Source organism: Pseudomonas sp. GM24 (assembly GCF_000282235.1).
In the GTDB taxonomy this organism is placed as follows: Bacteria; Pseudomonadota; Gammaproteobacteria; order Pseudomonadales; family Pseudomonadaceae; genus Aquipseudomonas.
Genome location: NZ_AKJR01000063.1, coordinates 18,107 through 38,876, shown reverse-complemented (window position 1 = coordinate 38,876; position 20,770 = coordinate 18,107). Strand labels below are relative to the sequence as shown.

Below are 20,770 nucleotides of genomic sequence, written 5' to 3'. Positions count from 1 at the left end.
AAAAGCCCCGCCAAACTGACGGGGTTGAGGTACGAGCGTGTGGCGCTCGAAAGGGTGCAGCAATCGGCCCTCCGTTGCTGGAGGGCCGACCGAGTTACAGCAGGATCGTGCGGATGTCGGCCAGCAGGCTGCCCAGACGCTGGGTGAAGCGTGCGGCAGCGGCGCCGTTGATCACACGGTGATCGTAGGACAGCGACAGCGGCAGCATCAGTTTCGGCTGGAAGGCTTTGCCGTCCCAGACTGGCTGGATGGTTGCCTTGGAAACACCGAGGATCGCCACTTCCGGCGCGTTGACGATCGGCGTGAAGCCGGTGCCGCCAATGTGGCCGAGGCTGGAAATGGTGAAGCAAGCGCCCTGCATGTCGTCAGCGGTGAGCTTCTTGTCGCGGGCTTTGGCGGCCAGCGCAGCGGCTTCGGCTGCCAGTTGCAACAGGCTCTTCTGGTCGACGTTCTTGATGACCGGTACCAGCAGGCCATCCGGGGTGTCGACGGCGAAGCCGATGTTCACGTATTTCTTGCGGATGATCGCCTTGCCGCTTGGCGCCAGCGAACTGTTGAAGTCCGGCAGCTCCTTGAGCATGTGCGCGCACGACTTGAGCAGCAGCGGCAGGATGGTCAGCTTGACGCCGGCCTTCTCTGCAACGGCTTTCTGCGCGACGCGGAACGCTTCCAGCTCGGTGATATCAGCCGAATCGAACTGAGTCACGTGCGGGATGTTCAACCAGCTGCGGTGCAGGCTCGACGCGCCGATCTGCATCAGGCGAGTCATCGGCACTTCTTCGATTTCGCCGAAACGGCTGAAATCAACGACCGGAATCGGCGGGATGCCCGCGCCACCGGTTGCGCCTGCTGCAGCGGCCGGTGCTTCCTTGGCCTTCTGCATCATCGCTTTGACGTAAACCTGCACGTCTTCTTTCAAGATACGACCGTGCGGGCCGCTAGCGCCGACAGCGTTCAGCTCGACGCCGAACTCGCGAGCCAGTTGACGCACGGCTGGACCGGCGTGAACTTTCGCGCCCGGCTTGGCCGGTGCGGCGGCTGGAGCGGCAGCAGCAGGTGCAGCGGCAGCCGGAGCAGCCGCGGCAGGTGCCGGAGCGCTCGGAGCAGCAGCGGCAGCTGGAGCCGGGGCAGCAGCAGGGGCCGCGCCTTTGACTTTCAGCTTGAGGATCAGGTCGCCGGTACCGACTTCGTCATCCAGCTTGATGGAAACGCTTTCCACCACACCAGCGGCAGGCGATGGAATTTCCATGCTCGCCTTGTCGGATTCCAGAGTGATCAGCGACTGGTCGGCTTCAACGCTGTCGCCAGCCTTGACCAACACTTCGATGATCTTGGCTTTGCCAGCCGAACCGATGTCCGGAACGTGGATGTCCTGAACACTGTCGGCAACCGGTGCTGCTGGCGCGGCTGCCGGAGCAGGCGCAGCGGCAGCGGCCGGTGCAGCAGCCTGAGCCGGAGCGGCAGCAGCAGGGGCCGCAGCACCCGCCACTTCCAGATCCAGAATCAGGTCGCCAGTGCCGACTTCGTCGTTGAGCTTGACGCTGATGGCCTTGACCACGCCAGCGGCAGGCGACGGGATTTCCATGCTCGCCTTGTCGGATTCCAGAGTGATCAAAGATTGATCAGCTTCGACGGTGTCGCCGACCTTGACCTGGATCTCGATGATCTGGGCTTTGCCCGACGAGCCGATGTCCGGCACGTGCACTTGCTGAACCGAAGCGGCAGCAGGAGCAGCGGCAGGCGCAGCCGCGGCAGGAGCGGCGGCCGGTTTCTCTTCGGCCTTTTTAGCCGGAGCAGCAGCCGGAGCAGGGGCCGCTTCAGCGGCGCCCTCGACTTCCAGTTCAAGCAGTTCGTCGCCTTCTTTCAGACGGTCGCCCAGCTTCACTTTCAGGCTCTTGATGACGCCGGCTTTCGGGGCCGGCACTTCCATGCTGGCCTTGTCCGATTCCAGGGTCAGGATGCTCTGGTCGGCTTCGATACGGTCGCCGACCTTCACAAACAGTTCAATTACTTCACCTTCACCGCTGCCGATGTCAGGTACGCGAATGAGTTCGCTCACAAAATGTCTCCTCAGCAGTCCAGTGGGTTGCGTTTTTCCGGGTCGATGCCGAACTTGACGATGGCTTCAGCCACGACTTTAGGTTCGATATCACCACGGTCAGCCAGTGCTTCCAGGGCTGCCAACACCACGAAATGACGGTCGACTTCGAAGAAATGACGCAGTTTCTTGCGGCTGTCGCTGCGGCCGAAACCGTCGGTGCCGAGGACTTTGAATTCCTTGGACGGTACCCACTGACGGATCTGCTCGGCGAACAGCTTCATGTAGTCGGTAGAGGCGATGACCGGACCTTTACGGCCGTTCAGGCACTCTTCGACGTAGCTCAGCTTAGGCTTCTGGCCAGGCTTCAGACGGTTGCTGCGCTCGACAGCGAGGCCGTCGCGACGCAGTTCGTTGAAGCTGGTAACGCTCCAGACGTCGGCGCCAACGTTGAACTCTTCACGCAGAATCTTCGCCGCTTCACGGACTTCACGCAGGATGGTGCCGGAGCCCATCAGCTGTACGTGGTGCGCCGCATCGCGGGTGTCTTCTTCGAGCAGGTACATGCCTTTCTTGATGCCTTCTTCGGCACCGGCCGGCATGGCTGGCTGCTGGTACGACTCGTTCATCACGGTGATGTAGTAGAAGATGTCCTGTTGCTCTTCGGTCATCTTCTTCATGCCGTCCTGAATGATCACCGCCAGCTCGTAGCCGTAGGTTGGATCGTAGGTGCGGCAGTTCGGGATGGTCGCGGCCAGCAGGTGGCTGTGACCGTCTTCGTGTTGCAGACCTTCACCGTTCAGGGTAGTCCGGCCGGCGGTGCCGCCGATCAGGAAGCCACGGGTACGGCTGTCGCCAGCGGCCCAGGCCAGATCGCCAATACGCTGGAAGCCGAACATCGAGTAGAAGATGTAGAACGGCAGCATCGGCTGGTTGTGGCTGGAGTACGAAGTACCGGCCGCGATGAACGAGCTCATGGCGCCTGCTTCGTTGATGCCTTCTTCAAGGATCTGACCTTTCTGGTCTTCCTTGTAGAACATCACTTGGTCTTTATCGACTGGCTCGTAGAGCTGGCCGACGGACGAGTAGATGCCGAGCTGACGGAACATGCCTTCCATACCGAAGGTACGGGCTTCGTCCGGGATGATCGGAACAATGCGCGGGCCGATTTCCTTGTCCTTGACCAGTTGCGCGAGGATCCGCACGAACGCCATGGTGGTGGAAATTTCACGGTCGCCGGAGCCGTCAAGGATGGCCTTGAGGGTGTCCAGGTCCGGAGTCGGCACGCTGAAGCTCTGTGCGCGGCGCTGCGGCACGAAACCGCCCAGTGCAGTGCGACGCTCGCTGAGGTAGCGGGCTTCGGCGCTGTTTGGCTCTGGCTTGAAGAACGGCAGGTTCTCCAGTTCTTCGTCCTTGACCGGGATGTCGAAGCGGTCGCGGAACAACTTCAAGCTGTCGACGTCGACTTTCTTGGTGTTGTGCGCAGTGTTTTTCGCTTCGCCGGCGCCGGTGCCATAACCTTTGATGGTCTTGGCGAGGATAACGGTAGGTTGTTCTTTGTGGTTGACCGCTTCGTGGTACGCCGCATAGACCTTGTACGGGTCGTGGCCGCCACGGTTGAGTTTCCAGATCTCGTCGTCGGACAGATCAGCAACCATCGCCTTGAGTTCTGGCGTGTTGAAGAAGTGTTCACGGACGAACGCGCCGTCTTTGGCTTTGTAGTTCTGGTACTCGCCGTCGATGACTTCGTCCATGCGACGTTGCAGGATACCGTCGACGTCTTTGGCCAGCAGTGGGTCCCAGAAACGGCCCCAGATGACTTTGGTCACGTTCCACTGAGCACCGCGGAACACGCCTTCGAGTTCCTGGATGATCTTGCCGTTGCCGCGAACCGGGCCGTCGAGGCGCTGCAGGTTGCAGTTGATGACGAAGATCAGGTTGTCCAGCTTCTCGCGGCCAGCCAGGGAGATGGCGCCCAGGGATTCCGGCTCGTCGCACTCGCCGTCGCCCAGGAAGCACCAGACTTTCTGTTTGCCCGGCTGGATGAAGCCACGGTGTTCCAGGTACTTCATGAAGCGTGCCTGGTAGATCGCTTGAATCGGACCCAGACCCATGGATACGGTCGGGAACTGCCAGAAGTCAGGCATCAGCCAAGGGTGCGGGTAGGACGACAGGCCCTGACCGTCGACTTCCTGGCGGAAGTTGTTCATCTGGTCTTCGGTGATGCGGCCTTCCATGAATGCGCGGGCGTAAACGCCTGGCGAGGTGTGGCCCTGGAAGTAGATCAGGTCGCCGCCGTGTTCGTCGGTCGGGGCCTGGAAGAAGTAGTTGAAGCCGATGTCATACAGGGTCGCACTGGAAGCGAAGCTGGAGATGTGACCACCCAGGTCAGAATCTTTCAGGTTCGTACGCATTACCATGGCCATCGCGTTCCAGCGCACCAGCGAGCGAATGCGGCGTTCCATGAACAGGTCGCCAGGCATGCGTGCTTCGTGGGTTACCGGGATGGTGTTGCGGTAAGGCGTGGTGATGGCGTAAGGGAGCTGCGAGCCGCTGCGGGTCGCGAGTTCGCCCATACGGGTCATCAGATAGTGAGCACGGTCTTCGCCTTCTTTGTCGAGAACCGATTCCAGGGCGTCCAGCCATTCCTGGGTTTCGACGGGATCGAGGTCTTGCATGGCTTGCTCCAGGGCGGAAAGGCTTCCAGAATCGGTTGCCTGAGTTTGCGACTGGCCTTGTGGGCAGACGATTTAAAATTCTTGGATTGCCGATAGGTTGTTCCGGCGGCGTGTAGTTTTACTACAAATCTTCCGGCATTTCAGCCTTTCGAATGTATAGACGAGTAGTAAAACTACAGAAGAATGGCTTGTGGCCTCCGGCTGCGTTGTGAGAATAATCGTTAAGGTTGGTCTTTTGCCATCCGAAAAAGGTGAAACTTTGATGTTCGCTGCCAAAGAGAAAGAAATTTCAGCTATTTCTAACTTTTGTTCGACAGTCCTCCGGGTAGCGGCTTTTCACCAATCACTACAAGCGGCCATTTATACGCCGATCAAGGATAGACCATGACCCTGCCCGTGCTTGCCGAACTGCCTGCCATTCTCCTGCCGTTGGTCACTCGATCCGAGCAGTCGTTCCGTACGGCCGTCGCCGCGCTGGAAGACGATCACGGCCTGGCGAACTGGACGCCAGAGCGCTGGGCGCAGTTCGCCCGCGTCACCGCCGCCAGCGAATTCGTCATTGAACAGAGCGTTCGTGACCCTTTGATGTTGCTTGCACTGGTGCAGTCCGGCGAACTCGACCGGGCGTTCGCACCGGGTGAATTGTGCGCGCAGATTGCCGCCGCGGTGAACGCAGCCCAGAACGAAGATGAACTCGGTCGCGCCCTGCGTCGTCAGCGCGCCCGCCATCAAGTACGGATCATCTGGCGCGATCTCACCCGTCAGGCCGATCTGGTGCAGACCTGCCGCGATCTCTCGGATATGGCCGACGCGACTATCGACCAGGCTTATCAGTGGTTGTACAGCCGCCATTGCGAACAGTTCGGCACGCCGACCGGCCGCCGCAGCGGAGAGCCGCAGCCAATGGTCATCCTCGGCATGGGCAAGCTCGGCGCGGTCGAGTTGAACCTGTCTTCGGATATCGACCTGATTTTCGCCTACCCCGAGGGCGGCGAAACGGTGGGCGTGAAGCGCTCGCTGGATAATCAGGAATTCTTCATTCGCCTCGGCCAGCGCTTGATCAAGGCGCTGGACCCGATGACCGTCGATGGCTTTGTGTTTCGTGTCGACATGCGCCTGCGCCCGTACGGCTCGTCCGGCGCGCTGGTGCTGAGCTTCAATGCGCTGGAGCAGTATTACCAGGATCAGGGCCGCGACTGGGAGCGCTACGCGATGATCAAGGCGCGGGTGGTGGCCGGCGATCAGGTCGCGGGCGCGCAGTTGCTCGACATGTTGCGACCGTTCGTTTATCGACGTTACCTCGATTTTTCGGCGATCGAAGCGCTGCGCACCATGAAGCAGTTGATCCAGCAGGAAGTGCGGCGCAAGGGCATGGCCGACAACATCAAGCTGGGCTCCGGTGGGATTCGTGAGGTCGAGTTTATCGCTCAGGCCTTTCAGTTGATCCACGGTGGCCGCGACTTGAGCCTGCAACAGCGTCCTCTATTAAAGGTGCTGAGTACGCTGGAAGGGCAGGGTTATTTGCCGCCGGCAGTGATCAGCGAGTTGCGCGAAGGCTACGAATTTCTCCGGTACACCGAACACGCCATTCAAGCGATCGCCGACCGCCAGACCCAGATGCTACCGGATGGCGCGCAGGATCAGGCACGCATTGCCTTCATGCTCGGTTTCGCCGACTGGGATGCTTTCCACGAAAAACTGATGTTCTGGCGGGGTCGCGTCGCTTGGCACTTCGCCCAAGTGATTGCCGATCCCGATGAAGATGAAGGCGCCGAAAGCGAAGTGGTGGTCGGTGGTGAATGGCTGCCGCTGTGGGAAGAGGCGCAGGACGAAGAGGCCGCGTGCCGGCAGTTGGAGGAGGGCGGTTTTGCCGATGCCAGCAAAGCTCTGAAGGCGCTGGCCGGATTGCGCAGCAGTCCGCAACTGCGGGCGATGCAGCGGTTGGGGCGTGAGCGTCTCGATGCCTTTATTCCGCGTCTGTTGGCGCAGGCTGTCGAGCATGCCAATCCGGATCTGGTGCTTGAACGCGTGCTGCCGCTGGTGGAAGCAGTTGCCCGGCGTTCGGCTTATCTGGTCTTGCTGACGGAAAACCCCGGCGCCCTGCGACGCTTGCTGACACTGTGTGCAGCGAGCCCGTGGATCGCCGAGCAGATCACCCGCTTCCCGCTGCTGCTGGATGAATTGCTTAACGAAGGTCGTTTGTTCAAGCCGCCCTTGGCGCCGGAACTGGCCGCCGAGTTGCGCGAGCGGTTGACGCGGATTCCCGAAGATGACCTCGAACAACAAATGGAAGCCCTGCGCCATTTCAAACTGGCGCACCGCTTGCGCGTCGCCGCCTCGGAAATTGCCGGCAGCCTGCCGCTGATGAAAGTCAGCGATTACCTGACCTGGCTGGCCGAAGCGATTCTTGAACAAGTGCTGGCCCTGGCCTGGCGCCAGACGGTGGCCAAGTACGGCACGCCGCTGCGCACCGACGGCACCTTGTGCGATCCAGGTTTCATCATTGTCGGTTACGGCAAAGTCGGCGGTCTGGAATTGGGCCATGGTTCGGACCTGGACCTGGTGTTTATCCACGACGGCGATCCACAGGCGGAAACCGACGGGCCGAAGTCGATTGATGGCGCGCAGTTTTTCACGCGCCTGGGGCAGCGGATCATTCACTTGCTGACGGCGCAGACCAACTCCGGTCAGCTCTACGAAGTGGACATGCGTCTGCGCCCATCCGGTGCTTCGGGGCTGTTGGTCAGTTCGTTGGGTGCGTTTGCCCGCTATCAGGAAAATGAAGCCTGGACCTGGGAACATCAGGCCCTGGTGCGGGCGCGGGTGTTGGTCGGTAGTCAGGATGTCGGTCAGGCGTTCGAGAAAGTTCGCGCCCAGGTGCTGGGCAAGGCGCGTGATCTGGCCAAGTTGCAACAGGAAGTCAGCGAGATGCGCGCGAAGATGCGCGATAACCTTGGCACCAAGAGCACCGCAGCCGGTACCGCAGCAAATGCCTTCGACGCCACGGCGCCGTTCGACCTCAAGCAGGACGCCGGTGGTATCGTCGATATTGAATTTATGGTGCAATACGCGGCCCTGGCGTGGTCGCACAGCCACCCGCCACTGCTGCGCTGGACCGATAACATCCGCATTCTGGAAGAGCTGGAACACGAAGGGCTGATGCCTGCCGAAGATGCCAGCCTGTTGCGCGAGGCCTATAAAGCCTACCGCTCCGCCGCCCACCGGCAGGCCTTGCAGAAGGACGCGGGGGTGATTGCCGGAGACCAGTTTGTCGAAGAACGGCGGCGGGTTTTGCGGATATGGAAAGAGATGGGGCTAAGCTGAAACGCAGATGTAAGAATGAATGCAAAACCCTGTGGGAGTGAGCCTGCTCGCGATAGCGGAGTATCAGACGACAACAATGTTGAATGTAACGACCCCATCGCGAGCAGGCTCACTCCTACAATGAATCTGCGGTGAGTCGCAGATGTGTGAACAGAGGCAAAACCATGTGGGAGCGAGCCTGCTCGCGATAGCGGAGTGACAGTCGACAGTCATGTTGAAGGTAATGACCCATCGCAAGCAGTGCCGCTCCCTCAGTGATTCTCGAGGCGGGGAGGCGTAAATGCCTCCCCGGTTCGTTTATGGAAACCACATGAATATTCTGATCGTTGGGCCCAGTTGGGTCGGTGACATGGTGATGGCGCAGACACTGTTTCAGTGTCTCAAGCAGCGCCACCCGCAATGCGAAATCGACGTGCTGGCCCCCGAGTGGAGCCGGCCGATCCTTGAGCGCATGCCTGAAGTGCGCAAGGCCTTGAGCTTCCCGCTCGGCCACGGCGCGCTGGAATTGGCGACGCGTCGGCGCATCGGCAAGTCCCTGCGTGGCCAGTACGATCAGGCGATCCTGCTGCCCAACTCGCTGAAATCGGCGCTGGTGCCGTTTTTCGCCGGCATCCCGAAACGCACGGGCTGGCGCGGCGAGTTCCGTTACGGCCTGCTCAACGACGTACGCACCCTCGATAAAGCACGCTATCCGTTGATGATCGAGCGGTTCATGGCGTTGGCCTATGAGCCGAACGCCGAGCTGCCGAAGCCGTATCCGCGCCCAAGTCTGCAAATCGATCCGGTGACCCGTGAAGCGGCGCTGGCCAAGTTTGGCCTGACCCTTGATCGCCCGGTGTTGGCGCTGTGCCCCGGTGCCGAGTTCGGCGAGTCCAAGCGCTGGCCGTCCGAGCATTACGCCAAAGTCGCCGAAGCGCGCATTCGCGAAGGCTGGCAGGTGTGGCTGTTCGGTTCGAAAAACGATCACGCCGTCGGTGAAGATATCCGCGCACGCTTGATCCCGGGCCTGCGTGAAGAATCAGTCAACCTCAGTGGCGGAACCTCGCTCGCCGAAGCCATCGACCTGCTGTCCTGCGCCGATGCGGTGGTCTCCAACGATTCCGGCCTGATGCACGTTGCCGCTGCGCTGAACCGCCCATTGGTGGCGGTCTACGGCTCGACTTCGCCGGGCTTTACCCCGCCGCTGGCCGAACACGTCGAAGTGGTGCGTCTGGGCCTCGATTGCAGCCCGTGCTTCGACCGCACCTGCCGCTTCGGTCATTACAACTGCCTGCGCCAGCTGATGCCGGACGCGGTCAACGATGCCTTGCAGAAATTGCAGGGCTCAGTGGTCGAGGTTCATTAAGTTGCGGGTACTGCTGATCAAGACTTCATCGCTGGGCGACGTGATTCATGCGTTGCCGGCGCTGACTGACGCCGCCAGGGCGATCCCCGGGATCAAATTCGATTGGGTCGTTGAAGAAGGCTTCGCCGAGATTCCCACCTGGCACCCGGCCGTCGACAAAGTGATTCCGGTGGCGATCCGCCGCTGGCGCAAAAACATCTGGAAAACCATTACCAGCGGCGAGTGGAAACGCTTCAAGCAAAGCGTGCGCGCCAATAAATACGATTTGGTCATCGACGCCCAAGGCCTGCTGAAAAGCGCCTGGCTGACCCGTTACGTCAAAGCCCCGGTAGCCGGACTCGATAAAGGTTCGGCCCGTGAACCGATGGCCTCGCGTTTCTATGATCGCAAATTGGCCGTCGCCCGTGGTCAGCACGCCGTCGAGCGGGTGCGGCAGTTGTTCGCCATCGCCCTCGGTTACGACCTGCCAAAAGGCCTCGGCGACTACGGCCTCAACGTCGAACGTCTGGTCGAGTTGCCGCGAAAAAACGCCTTCGTGGTGTTCCTGCATGGCACCACTTGGGACACCAAGCACTGGCCGGAAAGTTATTGGCGTGAACTGACTGAGCGCGTCGGTTACCTCGGCGTCGGCGTCAAACTGCCGTGGGGTAGCCCGCAGGAAAAGGCTCGCGCCGAACGCATCGCTGCCGGTTTCAAACACGCTGAAGTGCTGCCGAAACTCAATCTGGCCGGCGTCGGCAAAGTCCTTGCCGGCGCGCAGGCTTGCGTGGCGGTGGACACCGGTCTTGGCCACTTGGCCGCGGCGCTGGATGTGCCGACCATTTCGCTGTTCGGCCCGACCAATCCGGGCCTGACCGGCGCTTACGGCAAATTGCAGATTCACCTGGCCAGCGACTTCCCGTGCGCGCCGTGCCTGCAAAAGAAATGTACCTATCAACCGACCGCGCAGGATGCCCGTCAGTTTGACCTGAAGCGTGAACAGCCGCTGTGCTTCACGCGTTTGAACCCCGAGCGTGTCGCCAGCCGACTGAGCACGTTGTTAATGGCTGAGGAGCTGCGCTGATGCAATTGGCATTCGTCCTGTACAAATATTTCCCGTTCGGTGGCTTGCAGCGCGACTTCATGCGCATCGCCCTCGAATGCCAGAAGCGCGGTCATAAGATCCGCGTCTACACGCTGATCTGGGAAGGCGACGTGCCGCCCGGTTTCGAAGTGCTGGTGGCGCCGGTCAAGGCGTTCTTCAATCACCGTCGCAACGAAAAGCTCAGCGCATGGATGGAGGCGGATCTGGCCAAGCGCCCGGTCGATCGTCTGATCGGTTTCAACAAGATGCCGGGTCTGGACGTCTATTACGCCGCCGATGGCTGCTTCGAAGACAAGGCGCAGAACCTGCGCCATTCGCTGTATCGCCGCTGGGGCCGTTATCGCCACTTTGCCGAATACGAGCGCGCGGTATTCGCCAAAGACGCAAAGACCGAAGTGCTGATGATTTCCGAAGTGCAGCAACCGCTGTTCATCAAGCATTACGACACGCCGCTTGAGCGTTTCCACCTGTTGCCGCCGGGCATTGCCCAGGATCGTCGCCGCCCGGCGGATGCCGATGAGATTCGCGCCGGGTTCCGCGCTGAATTCAATCTCAGGGACGACGAACTGCTGCTGGTGCAGATCGGCTCCGGGTTCAAGACCAAAGGTGTCGATCGCAGCCTGAAAGCACTGGCTGCATTGCCTGCCGAACTGAAGAAACGCACCCGGCTGTTTGTAATCGGCCAGGATGACCCCAAATTGTTCCAGATGCAGAGTGCAACTTTGGGTCTGGGCGATAACGTGACGTTCCTTAAAGGGCGCAGCGATATCCCGCGTTTCCTGCTTGGCGCCGATCTGTTGATCCACCCGGCGTACAACGAAAACACCGGTACCGTGTTGCTGGAAGCGCTGGTCGCCGGTTTGCCGGTGCTGGTCAGCGCGGTCTGCGGTTACGCCCATTACATTGCCGAGGCCGATGCCGGGCGAGTGCTGGACGAGCCGTTCGATCAGGCGCAGCTGACGCAATACCTGACTGACATGTTGAAAGATGACGCTGCACGGGCGGCCTGGAGCCGCAATGGTCTGGCTTATGCCGAGACGGCCGACCTCTACAGCATGCCGCAGCACGCGGCCGATGTGATTCTGGCGGAGCACGCTTAATGAAGTTGATGCTGGCTGAACCGTTCAAAAGCCTTTGGGCCGGACGCGACCCGTTCGCCGAAGTCGAAGGCTTGCAGGGCGAGGTATACCGCGAGCTGGAAGCACGCCGGACACTGCGCACGGAAGTCGACGGTAACGGATTTTTCGTCAAGATCCACCGTGGCATCGGCTGGGGGGAAATCTTCAAAAACCTGCTGACCGCCAAGCTGCCGGTACTCGGCGCGGGTCAGGAATGGAAGGCCATCCAGCGTCTGCAGGAAGTCGGCGTGCCGACCATGACCGCCGTCGCGTACGGCGAGAAGGGCAGCAACCCGGCGGATCAGCACTCGTTTATCGTCACCGAAGAACTGGCGCCGACCGTCAGCCTGGAAGACTTCAGCATCGACTGGATCAAGCAGCCGCCGGAGCCAACGCTCAAGCGCGCGCTGATCGCCGAAGTCGCGCGCATGACCGGCATGATGCACCGCGCCGGCGTCAACCATCGCGACTGCTACATCTGCCACTTCCTGTTGCACACCGATAAACCGGTGACGCCGGACGACTTCAAACTGTCGGTGATCGACCTGCACCGTGCCCAGACCCGCGCGAAAATCACCCAGCGCTGGCGCAACAAGGATCTGGCCGCGCTGTACTTTTCCGCGCTGGACATCGGCCTGACCCGCCGCGACAAGCTGCGCTTCCTCAAGGGCTATTTCCAGCAACCGCTGCGCCAGATCCTGGTGCAAGAAGCGCCGCTGCTGAACTGGCTCGAAGGCAAAGCCAACAAGCTCTATGCACGTAAGCAGCGTTACGGGGATGCGCTCTGATGGCGGGTTGGACTCTCGAGTCGCAATACAGCGAGCTCGCCGATGATTTTGGCAGCCTCGAAGCCGTCTTTGCGTTGCAGGGCGAGCGCCTGACCCGCGACCCGCTGTCGGAGGTGATCCGCGTGCAGCGCAACGGCGTCAACTATTACGTCAAACGCTACGTCGGCGCCGGTAAAGGCTTGCGCCGCTACCTCGGCAAGCCGCGAGTGAAGATGGAATGGCAGAACCTCAAACGCTTCGCCAAGTGGGGCATTCCCACTGCAGAGGTCGTGGCCTGGGGCCTGGAACGACGTGGCGCGGCGTATGATCGCGGCGCCATGATCACGCGCGAATTGCCCAACACCGAAGACCTTTCGGCGCTCGCCGAGCGCAAGGATCCGAAACTCAAGGATCGCGCCTGGGTCGATGGCGTCAGTCGGCAACTGGCCGGCTATACCCGGACGATGCATGATCACCGATTTACCCATAACGATTTGAAATGGCGCAACCTGTTGATCGATGAGCAGGCCCGCATATTTCTGATCGATTGCCCTAACGGCGAGTTCTGGCGCGGCTTCTGGCTCAAGTATCGGATCACCAAGGATCTGGCCTGTCTCGATAAACTCGCCAAATACCACCTGTCCAATACCCAACGCCTGCGCTTCTATAAGCAATACCGCCAGTGCGATCGGCTTGATAGCGCCGACAAGAAACGGATTCGGCACGTGGTGAGATTTTTCGAGGGACGCGAATGACTGATTTTCTTGCCGCTGAAGACCGTGCACTGCTCGAACGCCATGGTCTCGGCACTTTTGACGCACTGTGGGCCAAACAGCTTGAAGCTGTGGACGAACCCAATACCGCCCGTGGCGGCTGGAGCAGCGTCTTCCGCCTGGACGTGGAAGGGCAGGGTTATTATCTCAAGCGCCAGAGCAATTATCTGACGCGCACCTTGCACGCGCCTTTCGGTGAGCCCAGTTTTGCCCGCGAGTTTCGCAATATCAGCCGCTATCGCAAGCTCGGTATTCCGGCGCTGCAAGCGGCGTTTTTCGGTGAGCGCAAGGTCGACGGCGAGGTTCGCGCGATCCTGCTGACCCGGGCACTCGATGGCTGGAATGATCTGGAGTCGCTGTTGCAGCGTTGGGCGCAGCTCAGTGCCGCGCAGCAGTCGGCCATTCTCAAGGCCTGCGGATTGCTGGCGCGACATCTGCACGGTGTGCGTCAGGTGCACGGCTGCTTTTATCCCAAGCATATTTTTCTGCGCGCCACCGGTGACGGGTATCAGGCGCAATTGATCGACCTGGAAAAAACCCGTCCCTTGTTGTTCGGCGTGCGTGACCGGATCAAGGACCTGGAGCCGTTGCAACGCCGCGCGCCGGAATGGAACGAGGCACAACTGCGTGAACTGCTGGCGGCTTATCTCGATCAGCCCACTGACAGCTCGCTGCTCGACAGCTGGCTCGTCCGGCTGACCGCGCGCCGCAGTCACAAGGAGACGCGCTGATGCAATTGTCCGAGCTGGCCGCTGTCGGGCGAACCCCGTCACTGCCGCTGACCGTGACCCTGGCCGATGCGGCCGGGAGTGCGGATCTGCAACTGCTGAGTTTGCTGCGGGTGCTGCCAGGGCAACGCTACGTCGGCGCCGGTGTCTGGCGTGGCCGTCCGGTGCTGGCCAAATTGCTGGTCGGTGGCAAAGCCGCCCGGCATTTTCAGCGTGAACTGGAAGGGGTGCGCTTGTTAGCCGCGCAAGGCATGACGACACCCTTGCTGCTGGCCGATGGTTTGAAAAGTGACGAAGGTGGCTGGCTGCTGTTCGATTTCCTTGAGGGCGCCGAAAGCCTTGGCGATGCCTGGACCAAGGTCGAGTCGCTGCCGTTGCTCGCTGATGAACAGTCGGCGGTATTGGCCGAGGCGCTGGGCGCCATTGCCCAATTGCACGGCAAAGGTCTCTGGCAGGAGGACCTGCACCTGGACAATCTGCTGCGTCACGGCGGTCAATTGTACTTGATCGACGGTGCGGGCATTTGCGCAGAAACCGCCGGTCAGCCGTTGTCGCGACAAAAAGTCCTGGAGAACCTCGGCGTATTTTTCGCTCAGTTGCCCAAGGCGCTGGAGCCGTTCACCGAAGAGCTGCTGGTGTATTACCTGTTGAGCAACAGCGAGCACGCATTGCCGCTGGAAGCCTTGCAGAAGCAGATCGACAAAGTGCGTCGCTGGCGTTTGAAAGACTTTCTGATCAAGGTCGGTCGCGAGTGCACGCTGTTCAGTGTGCGGCGTGGAGCGTTCGGTCTGCGCGCGATCCGCCGCGAAGAAGAGTCGGCCATGGTTCCAGTGCTGGATCAGGCCGATGCGCTGCTGGATCAGGGGCATCTGTACAAGACCGGTGGTGCGGCGAGCGTCGGCAAGGTTCAGGCGGGCGCGCGCACGCTGGTGATCAAGCGCTACAACATCAAGGGCTTTGCGCATTGGCTCAAGCGTTTCTGGCGGCCGAGTCGGGCCTGGCATTCGTGGCGCGAAGGTAATCGCCTGGCGTTCCTCGGTATCGCGACGCCAAAGCCGCTGGCGGTACTGGAGAAGCGCTTTTTGTGGCTGCGCAGTCGTGCGTATCTGGTGACAGAGTTTCTGCCCGGGCCGGACATCATCGAACGCTTTGCGCCCTATGTTGAAAGTGGCGAAGCGCCTGAGTCGGAGCTGCTGGCACTTGACCTGTTGTTCGCTCGACTGATTGACGAGCGCATCAGCCATGGCGATTTCAAAGGGCACAATCTGTTCTGGCAGCACGATCGCTGGGCGCTGATCGATCTGGATTCGATGTGCCAGCACGGATCCGCCGGCAGTTTCGCCCCGGCTTATATACGTGACCGTGCGCGATTCATGCGTAATTGGCCCGAGAGCAGTGCGTTGTATCAGGTCATAGATCAGCGTTTACCGAAAAAAATCGCCAACACGGTCTGAGTCAAACCAGTACAGCAGTAGAGGACAGGATTCAGCGACTTGTCCTACAGTATCTCCAGAATCCATGAACTGTGTCCTGTGCAGTCCCGATGCTAATTTGCCCAACGACCTTGGAGGGCGAATCTTGACCATCAAACAGGCTGCAACGCTGGGTGTATTTTCATGGGTTCTGGCTGGCTGTGGCAGCACCATGACCGTATTGCAGGACGATGCCGACGTCGCCCGCGACATGCGCAAGCAAAAAACCTACTGCCAATCCATTCCGCGGATTTACAGCGGTCTGGCCTTCGACTTCTGCGTGTTGAACGCGCCTCCCGATCCGAGTGGGGTTCTTTTGCCATTCGTGCTTCTGGATCTGCCATTGTCCGGTGTATTCGATACAGTAGCGTTGCCCTATACGGTTTATCGTCAGGTCACCGACGGCAACCTTGCTATTTACTGGCGCAAGGGCGGTTATTGAGTAGCGGGGCGAGGTTTCTTCAAACCATTCGCCCTGGGGCAATCGCGCAGGGTAATTCCCCACTCGTTTACGCTATAATCCCGCCCTTTAGCTGTCACTCGCCCTGTGCGAGGGCACATCAATTTTCAAGGCGCATTGCGCCTGCACGCAGACTAAAGAGGCTAGACCCCTGTGGCATTGACGATTCTTGGCCTGTCCGGCGCCCTTAGCCATGATCCTTCAGCGGCCTTGTACATCGACGGCAAGCTGGTGGCGGCGGCTGAAGAAGAGCGCTTCGTACGCGATAAACATGCAAAGAACCGCATGCCCTACGAATCGGCGAAGTTCTGTCTCGAACAGGCCGGCATCAAGCCGTCCGATGTTGACGTGGTCGCGATTCCATTTGCCCCGATCAGCCTGTTCGGCAAAGCGCGCTGGCACTACGCCAAGCGTTACTGGTATGCACCGGATCGCGCCCTTGATGCGATCCTGATGGGCAACCGTCGCTACAAGCGCTACCGCAACAAGATTGTCTGGTGCCTGGAGCAACTGGGTTTCGATCCGAAAAAGATCAAGATCGAGCCGGTCGAACACCACTTGGCTCACGCCTCCAGTGCCTACCATTGCTCCGGTTTCAAAGAAAAAACCGCGATCCTCGGTATCGACGGCAAGGGTGAGTACGCCACGACCTTCTTCGGCTATGGCGAAAACGGCAAGATCCACAAGATCAAGGAATTCTTCGATCCTGACTCCCTCGGTGGCTTGTACGGTGCGATCACCGAGTTCCTCGGTTTCGAGATGCTCGACGGTGAGTTCAAGGTCATGGGCATGGCGCCGTATGGCGATGCCAGCAAGTACGATTTCTCGCGTCTGGCCTCGTTCGAAAACGGTGAGTTGGTGATCAACACCGACTACGCCAACGTCATCGGCCTGCGTCGCTACAAAGAGAAGGGCAAAGGCTTCTACTTCTCGCCGAAACTGATCGAGTGGCTGGGTCCGAAGCGCGAAGGCGACATCGCTGACGAGCCGTACATCCACTACGCGGCGAGCATGCAAGCGCTGTTCGAGAAACTGGCGTTGCAGATGATCGACTACTATCTGGGCGACGTACTCAAGGAAACCGGCAAACTGGCCTTCGCCGGTGGTTGTGCGTTGAACGTCAAACTGAACCAGAAAATCATTGCCCGCGACGACATCAAGGAACTGTTCGTGCAACCTGCGTCCGGCGATGCCGGCACTGCGGTTGGTGCGGCTGCCTACGTGTCCCACGCCCGAGGCGTGCCGGTCGAGAAGATGGAGCACGTCTATCTCGGCCCGTCGTACAGCAACGAGGACGTGATCGCCGCCTGCGCCCGTCATGAGAGCAAGCCGACCTGGCGCAAGCTCGACAACATGCCGGAACAGATTGCCAAAATCATGGTCGATGGTAATCCGGTCGCCTGGTTCCAGGGGCGCATGGAGTTCGGTCCGCGTGCATTGGGCGGGCGCTCGATCATTGGTTGCCCGAGCGTGGCTGGCGTGGCTGATCGCATCAACCACCAGATCAAGTTCCGCGAGCGCTGGAGGCCTTTCTGCCCGTCGATGCTCGACACCGTTGCGCCGCAAATGATCAAGATCGATCACCCGGCACCGTTTATGACCTTCACTTTCGAAGTGGCGGAAGAGTGGAAGACCCGCGTGCCGGAAGTCGTCCATGAAGACGGCACCTCCCGTGCCCAGGTGCTCAAGCGTGAATACAACCCGCGCTACTACGACATGATGAAGGCGCTGGAAAACCTGACCGGTAACGGCGTATCGCTGAACACCTCGCTCAATCGTCGTGGCGAACCGATGATCTGCTCGCCGACCGACGCGCTGAACATGTTTTTCGGTTCTGACCTGGAATACCTGATCATGGAAGATATTCTGGTCGTAAAAGCGGGTGTAAAAGGATACGAACTTGACTGAAACACTGATCAGCGTCGTCATTCCGGTTTACAACTATGCGCGAACGCTTCCACGTGCAGTGGAATCGGTGTTGGCGCAGTTGGATGAAGCGACCGCGGATCTGCTGGTCATCGACGACGGGTCGACGGACGATACGCCCGAGGTAGTCGAAAAACTCCTGCTCAAGCACGGCGGGCGTTTTCGTGCGTTGCGCAAAAGTAACGGCGGATTGTCGTCGGTGCGCAATCGAGGGCTGGAAGAGACAACCGGACGGTATCTGGTGTTTCTCGACTCTGATGATGAAATGGCGCCCGGTGCCTTGGCTGCACTTTCGCAGCACCTCGAAAGTAATCCAAACAGCCTGATGGTGATCGGCGCGCACTGGTCGGTGTTTGCAGACGGGCGACGCAGCTTGCAGGCGGCCAAGCCGCTGCCTGTGACGCCCCGCCAGCGCCTGCAGGGTTACCTGCTGAACAAGACGGTGTCGATTTCCAACGGTGCCTGTGCGATGCACCGCGATGTATTCGTTTTGGGTAATTACCCGGAAAATTTGCGCAATGTCGAGGACTTGCCAGTATTCGCCCAAGTGCTGGCGCGCTACCCCTGCACCGTTCTGGACGAGCCCCTGGCGCTGATTTACAAGCACGCCGACAGCATGCGCCATGATCTGCGCCAAAGCCTTGCTGCCGGAACGGAGCAGGTGGTCAGCGAAGTTTTTTCCAGTCGGCGGATGCCCGAGGAAATGTTTGATTTGCGCCAGGCGTTTATGGCGCAGCGTTGCCTGTCGTTGTTTCGCGACTGTTATTCCCATGGCGAGTACAAACTGGCCAAATCGTTTTACTTTAAGGCCTTGCGTGCAGACTGGCGGACGTTTTCGCGCTGGTCCTACACGCGCAAGGCGTTGCGGGTGCTGTTTCGGTAAACGGGTCGCGGAGACTATGCGGACCCTGTAATGGATGTCGGTGAGGTGGCTGGGTGAAAGGTAAGGGCGGCAAGGTGGGAGCTCAAGTCTCCAGAATCATCGACGAATATCCGGTTTGGCTGGCGTTTCTGGGCAGTGCGCTGTTATCGCTGATAGCGGTCATGGGCACCGCCACAGTGGGGCGTGATGCCGCGCTGTACATTGATATCGCGCAACAGGTCACCGAGCACGGGCCTAATGTGGCCTGGGCCGCTTTCGACTGGCCCTGGTTTTCCTTATTGCTGGCCGCTACTCATACCGTCCTGCATTTGCCGCTGGAGCTGAGTGCATATCTTTGGTGCGCGCTCTTTTTTGCCGGCACCAGCGCGCTGATGGTGGACTGCGTACGTCAACGGTCGGTACATCTCGCCGGTTGGGCTTGTCTGGTGGTATTGGCAATGCCGGCGGTGAATGCCTTTCGAAACGACATCATCCGTGAATGCGGTTTCTGGTTCTTCTGCACCCTGACACTCTGGCTCGCGCTGCGCTGGCAAGCCCGTGGCGGCTGGCTGCGGGCGGCATTCATTCATGTGGCTATCGTCGCGGCAGCCTTGTTTCGGCTGGAGGCTTTGCTGCTGGTTCCGGCGTTGGCGCTGTGGCAGTTGCCCAATCTGTGGTCGTCGAACCGGCGGATGCAGTTCGTTCAGTTTTCGCTGTTGCCGGTTCTAGGGCTGCTGGCTGTTTCGGTCTCAGGTGTGCTCCTGTCGGCGCGCGTGATGCTGTATCTGGACATGATTGCGCCACACAGCGTGTTTGCTTCCTTCCGGATGCTGTGCGATCAATTTGCCAATTCGCTCATCAACAAGTACTCCCAGGATGAATCTGGCCGGATCATTTTCTTCGGCATCCTGGCGACCATGACCATCAGTTTCGTGAAGCTGATGGGGCCTTTCGCCGTCCCCTTCGTCCTGCGACGCAACTGGGGGGTTCTGGGAATCTATTGGCGCGACTATCGCCCCTTCGCCTGGGCGGCGCTGCTTTATCTGGTGGTGCTGGTGCTGTTTTTCATCAAACAACAGTTCATGAATACGCGCTACCTGAGCTTTCTGAATCTGTTGTTTGTGCCCGTGTTGGCGATGGGGCTGGCGGCGTTCGTTCGCGACTTCCCGCGTTGCGGCAAGTGGCTGGTGGTTCTAGGGATGTTGGTGATGCTCTCGAATGTCATCTCTACCGGCGCCGGCAAAACCCATTATGTAGAGGCCGGGCGCTGGATGTCTGCCCACGTCGAGCCAGGGGCGAAGACCTATTTCGAGGATGGGCGGATCAGCTATTACGCCGGTCGCGGCTACGTGATGCCGGTGCTGACCGCAGAGGAAGCAATGTCGGCAGCTCACGCTGGCGACTATCAATATTTCCTCATCGAGGCCAAAGGTGACGAGCCTTGGCTGAAGGATTGGCTGGTGGCGCACAAGCTGCGCATCATCGAGCATTTCGCCAATCGCAAAGGTGCCACCGTGGTGATCATCGGACGCTAAGGCTTAACCGAGCAGCGGACGCAGGCGTGAGATCAGCGGCGCTTGTCGGTGGCTCGGCAACGCCTGGCGATAGCCTTCGACAAAGGTTTCGCCGGCGTCCTGGCCCAGCAGCCATTGGCGGTCTTCCTTGTAGCGCAGCAAGTGAGCGAAGTTGCGCAGGCGTTTACTGTCACTGAGTGCGCGCTTCTGGCAGCGCAGGTCGGCGATATCGATCAGTCCCAGACGGTTGTCGGGGGTTTGCACGACGTTGCCGAAGTGCAGCGACCGAAAGTACACACCTTTTTCGTGCAGCAGGGCGAAGTACCCGCCCAGCTGGAATCTCAGTGTGTCAGCCTCTTCGTCAGTGCCTTGTAACTGACGCACTGTATTGCCTTCCAGCGGGCTGTAATACACGCCGTCGCGCTCGATGCTCGGGATGCGATAGACCGCGATGACTTTCGGGCAGAGGATGCCACGCTGTTCGAGTGCCCGGGTGTTGTCGGCAAAGCGTTGTGCATAGGGGTAGAACAGCGCCGAACTGAGCAGCCGCTTGCGGCGGAACAGCTTGAGCATGCGTCCATCGGCCAATCTGAGCACCTTGTCGCCGGAACCGTCGGCCTCCAGTACGTGTGCACCTTTGCGCAGTGCCTCGTAAGTGCTGTGATCAATCGATTGCATATC

General features: G+C 59.9%; 15 protein-coding genes. 12 read left to right on the top strand and 3 right to left on the bottom strand.

Annotated elements, in window-relative coordinates:
- Nucleotides 1-94: 94 nt before the first annotated feature.
- The gene (aceF, locus tag PMI23_RS10250; RefSeq protein ID WP_007915681.1) at nucleotides 95-2,059 is read right to left on the bottom strand and encodes a dihydrolipoyllysine-residue acetyltransferase; all 1,965 of its coding nucleotides are present in this window, start codon (nucleotides 2,057-2,059) and stop codon (nucleotides 95-97) included.
- An 11-nt stretch (nucleotides 2,060-2,070) separates the two neighbouring features.
- Complete coding sequence (aceE, locus tag PMI23_RS10245) at nucleotides 2,071-4,716, bottom strand: pyruvate dehydrogenase (acetyl-transferring), homodimeric type (protein WP_007915682.1); 2,646 nt, start codon at nucleotides 4,714-4,716, stop codon at nucleotides 2,071-2,073.
- Between the two features lie 384 nt (nucleotides 4,717-5,100).
- On the opposite strand from aceE, the gene glnE reads away from it, so the two are divergent.
- From glnE to PMI23_RS10185, 12 genes are all read left to right on the top strand, one after another.
- The gene (gene glnE / locus PMI23_RS10240; protein ID WP_007915683.1) at nucleotides 5,101-8,040 is read left to right on the top strand and encodes a bifunctional [glutamate--ammonia ligase]-adenylyl-L-tyrosine phosphorylase/[glutamate--ammonia-ligase] adenylyltransferase; all 2,940 of its coding nucleotides are present in this window, start codon (nucleotides 5,101-5,103) and stop codon (nucleotides 8,038-8,040) included.
- Between the two features lie 310 nt (nucleotides 8,041-8,350).
- On the top strand, nucleotides 8,351-9,385 hold the full coding sequence (gene waaF, locus PMI23_RS10235) for a lipopolysaccharide heptosyltransferase II (RefSeq protein WP_042704930.1): 1,035 nt from the start codon (nucleotides 8,351-8,353) through the stop codon (nucleotides 9,383-9,385).
- Nucleotide 9,386: 1 nt separating this feature from the next.
- The gene (gene waaC, locus PMI23_RS10230; protein ID WP_007915685.1) at nucleotides 9,387-10,448 is read left to right on the top strand and encodes a lipopolysaccharide heptosyltransferase I; all 1,062 of its coding nucleotides are present in this window, start codon (nucleotides 9,387-9,389) and stop codon (nucleotides 10,446-10,448) included.
- On the top strand, nucleotides 10,448-11,569 hold the full coding sequence (locus tag PMI23_RS10225) for a glycosyltransferase family 4 protein (protein ID WP_007915686.1): 1,122 nt from the start codon (nucleotides 10,448-10,450) through the stop codon (nucleotides 11,567-11,569). The genes waaC and PMI23_RS10225 overlap by 1 nt, the downstream gene beginning before the upstream one ends.
- A complete protein-coding gene (gene rfaP, locus PMI23_RS10220) occupies nucleotides 11,569-12,375 on the top strand; it encodes a lipopolysaccharide core heptose(I) kinase RfaP (protein ID WP_007915687.1) in 807 nt (268 codons plus the stop codon). Before PMI23_RS10225 ends, rfaP begins: the two co-directional genes overlap by 1 nt.
- On the top strand, nucleotides 12,375-13,109 hold the full coding sequence (locus PMI23_RS10215; protein WP_007915688.1) for a lipopolysaccharide kinase InaA family protein: 735 nt from the start codon (nucleotides 12,375-12,377) through the stop codon (nucleotides 13,107-13,109). The genes rfaP and PMI23_RS10215 overlap by 1 nt, the downstream gene beginning before the upstream one ends.
- Nucleotides 13,106-13,858 (top strand): lipopolysaccharide kinase InaA family protein, encoded by a 753-nt coding sequence (locus PMI23_RS10210; protein WP_007915690.1) that lies wholly within the window; start codon nucleotides 13,106-13,108, stop codon nucleotides 13,856-13,858. Before PMI23_RS10215 ends, PMI23_RS10210 begins: the two co-directional genes overlap by 4 nt.
- Nucleotides 13,858-15,309 carry a lipopolysaccharide kinase InaA family protein gene (locus PMI23_RS10205; RefSeq protein ID WP_007915692.1) on the top strand — a complete coding sequence of 484 codons (1,452 nt, stop codon included), beginning with the start codon at nucleotides 13,858-13,860 and terminating at the stop codon, nucleotides 15,307-15,309. The genes PMI23_RS10210 and PMI23_RS10205 overlap by 1 nt, the downstream gene beginning before the upstream one ends.
- A 124-nt stretch (nucleotides 15,310-15,433) precedes the next feature.
- Nucleotides 15,434-15,769, top strand: a complete 336-nt coding sequence (locus PMI23_RS10200; RefSeq protein ID WP_007915693.1) for a YceK/YidQ family lipoprotein — start codon at nucleotides 15,434-15,436, stop codon at nucleotides 15,767-15,769.
- Between the two features lie 171 nt (nucleotides 15,770-15,940).
- On the top strand, nucleotides 15,941-17,695 hold the full coding sequence (locus PMI23_RS10195; protein ID WP_007915701.1) for a carbamoyltransferase family protein: 1,755 nt from the start codon (nucleotides 15,941-15,943) through the stop codon (nucleotides 17,693-17,695).
- Nucleotides 17,688-18,596 (top strand): glycosyltransferase family 2 protein, encoded by a 909-nt coding sequence (locus PMI23_RS10190; protein WP_007915704.1) that lies wholly within the window; start codon nucleotides 17,688-17,690, stop codon nucleotides 18,594-18,596. Before PMI23_RS10195 ends, PMI23_RS10190 begins: the two co-directional genes overlap by 8 nt.
- 53 nt (nucleotides 18,597-18,649) lie before the next feature.
- Entirely contained in the window at nucleotides 18,650-20,110 is a 1,461-nt protein-coding gene (locus PMI23_RS10185; RefSeq protein ID WP_007915710.1) for a hypothetical protein, read from the top strand.
- Between the two features lie 3 nt (nucleotides 20,111-20,113).
- Here PMI23_RS10185 and PMI23_RS10180 read toward each other — a convergent pair whose 3' ends face one another.
- Nucleotides 20,114-20,767, bottom strand: a complete 654-nt coding sequence (locus PMI23_RS10180; RefSeq protein WP_007915712.1) for a hypothetical protein — start codon at nucleotides 20,765-20,767, stop codon at nucleotides 20,114-20,116.
- Nucleotides 20,768-20,770 lie beyond the last annotated feature (3 nt).

What these genes read in the sequence shown, in the direction of transcription:
- aceE (WP_007915682.1), bottom strand. Translation starts at nt 4,716, where the DNA reads ATGCAAGACCTCGATCCCGTCGAAACCCAGGAATGGCTGGACGCCCTG.
- glnE (WP_007915683.1), top strand. Translation starts at nt 5,101, where the DNA reads ATGACCCTGCCCGTGCTTGCCGAACTGCCTGCCATTCTCCTGCCGTTG.
- waaF (WP_042704930.1), top strand. Translation starts at nt 8,351, where the DNA reads ATGAATATTCTGATCGTTGGGCCCAGTTGGGTCGGTGACATGGTGATG.
- PMI23_RS10225 (WP_007915686.1), top strand. Translation starts at nt 10,448, where the DNA reads ATGCAATTGGCATTCGTCCTGTACAAATATTTCCCGTTCGGTGGCTTG.
- rfaP (WP_007915687.1), top strand. Translation starts at nt 11,569, where the DNA reads ATGAAGTTGATGCTGGCTGAACCGTTCAAAAGCCTTTGGGCCGGACGC.
- PMI23_RS10215 (WP_007915688.1), top strand. Translation starts at nt 12,375, where the DNA reads ATGGCGGGTTGGACTCTCGAGTCGCAATACAGCGAGCTCGCCGATGAT.
- PMI23_RS10210 (WP_007915690.1), top strand. Translation starts at nt 13,106, where the DNA reads ATGACTGATTTTCTTGCCGCTGAAGACCGTGCACTGCTCGAACGCCAT.
- PMI23_RS10205 (WP_007915692.1), top strand. Translation starts at nt 13,858, where the DNA reads ATGCAATTGTCCGAGCTGGCCGCTGTCGGGCGAACCCCGTCACTGCCG.
- PMI23_RS10180 (WP_007915712.1), bottom strand. Translation starts at nt 20,767, where the DNA reads ATGCAATCGATTGATCACAGCACTTACGAGGCACTGCGCAAAGGTGCA.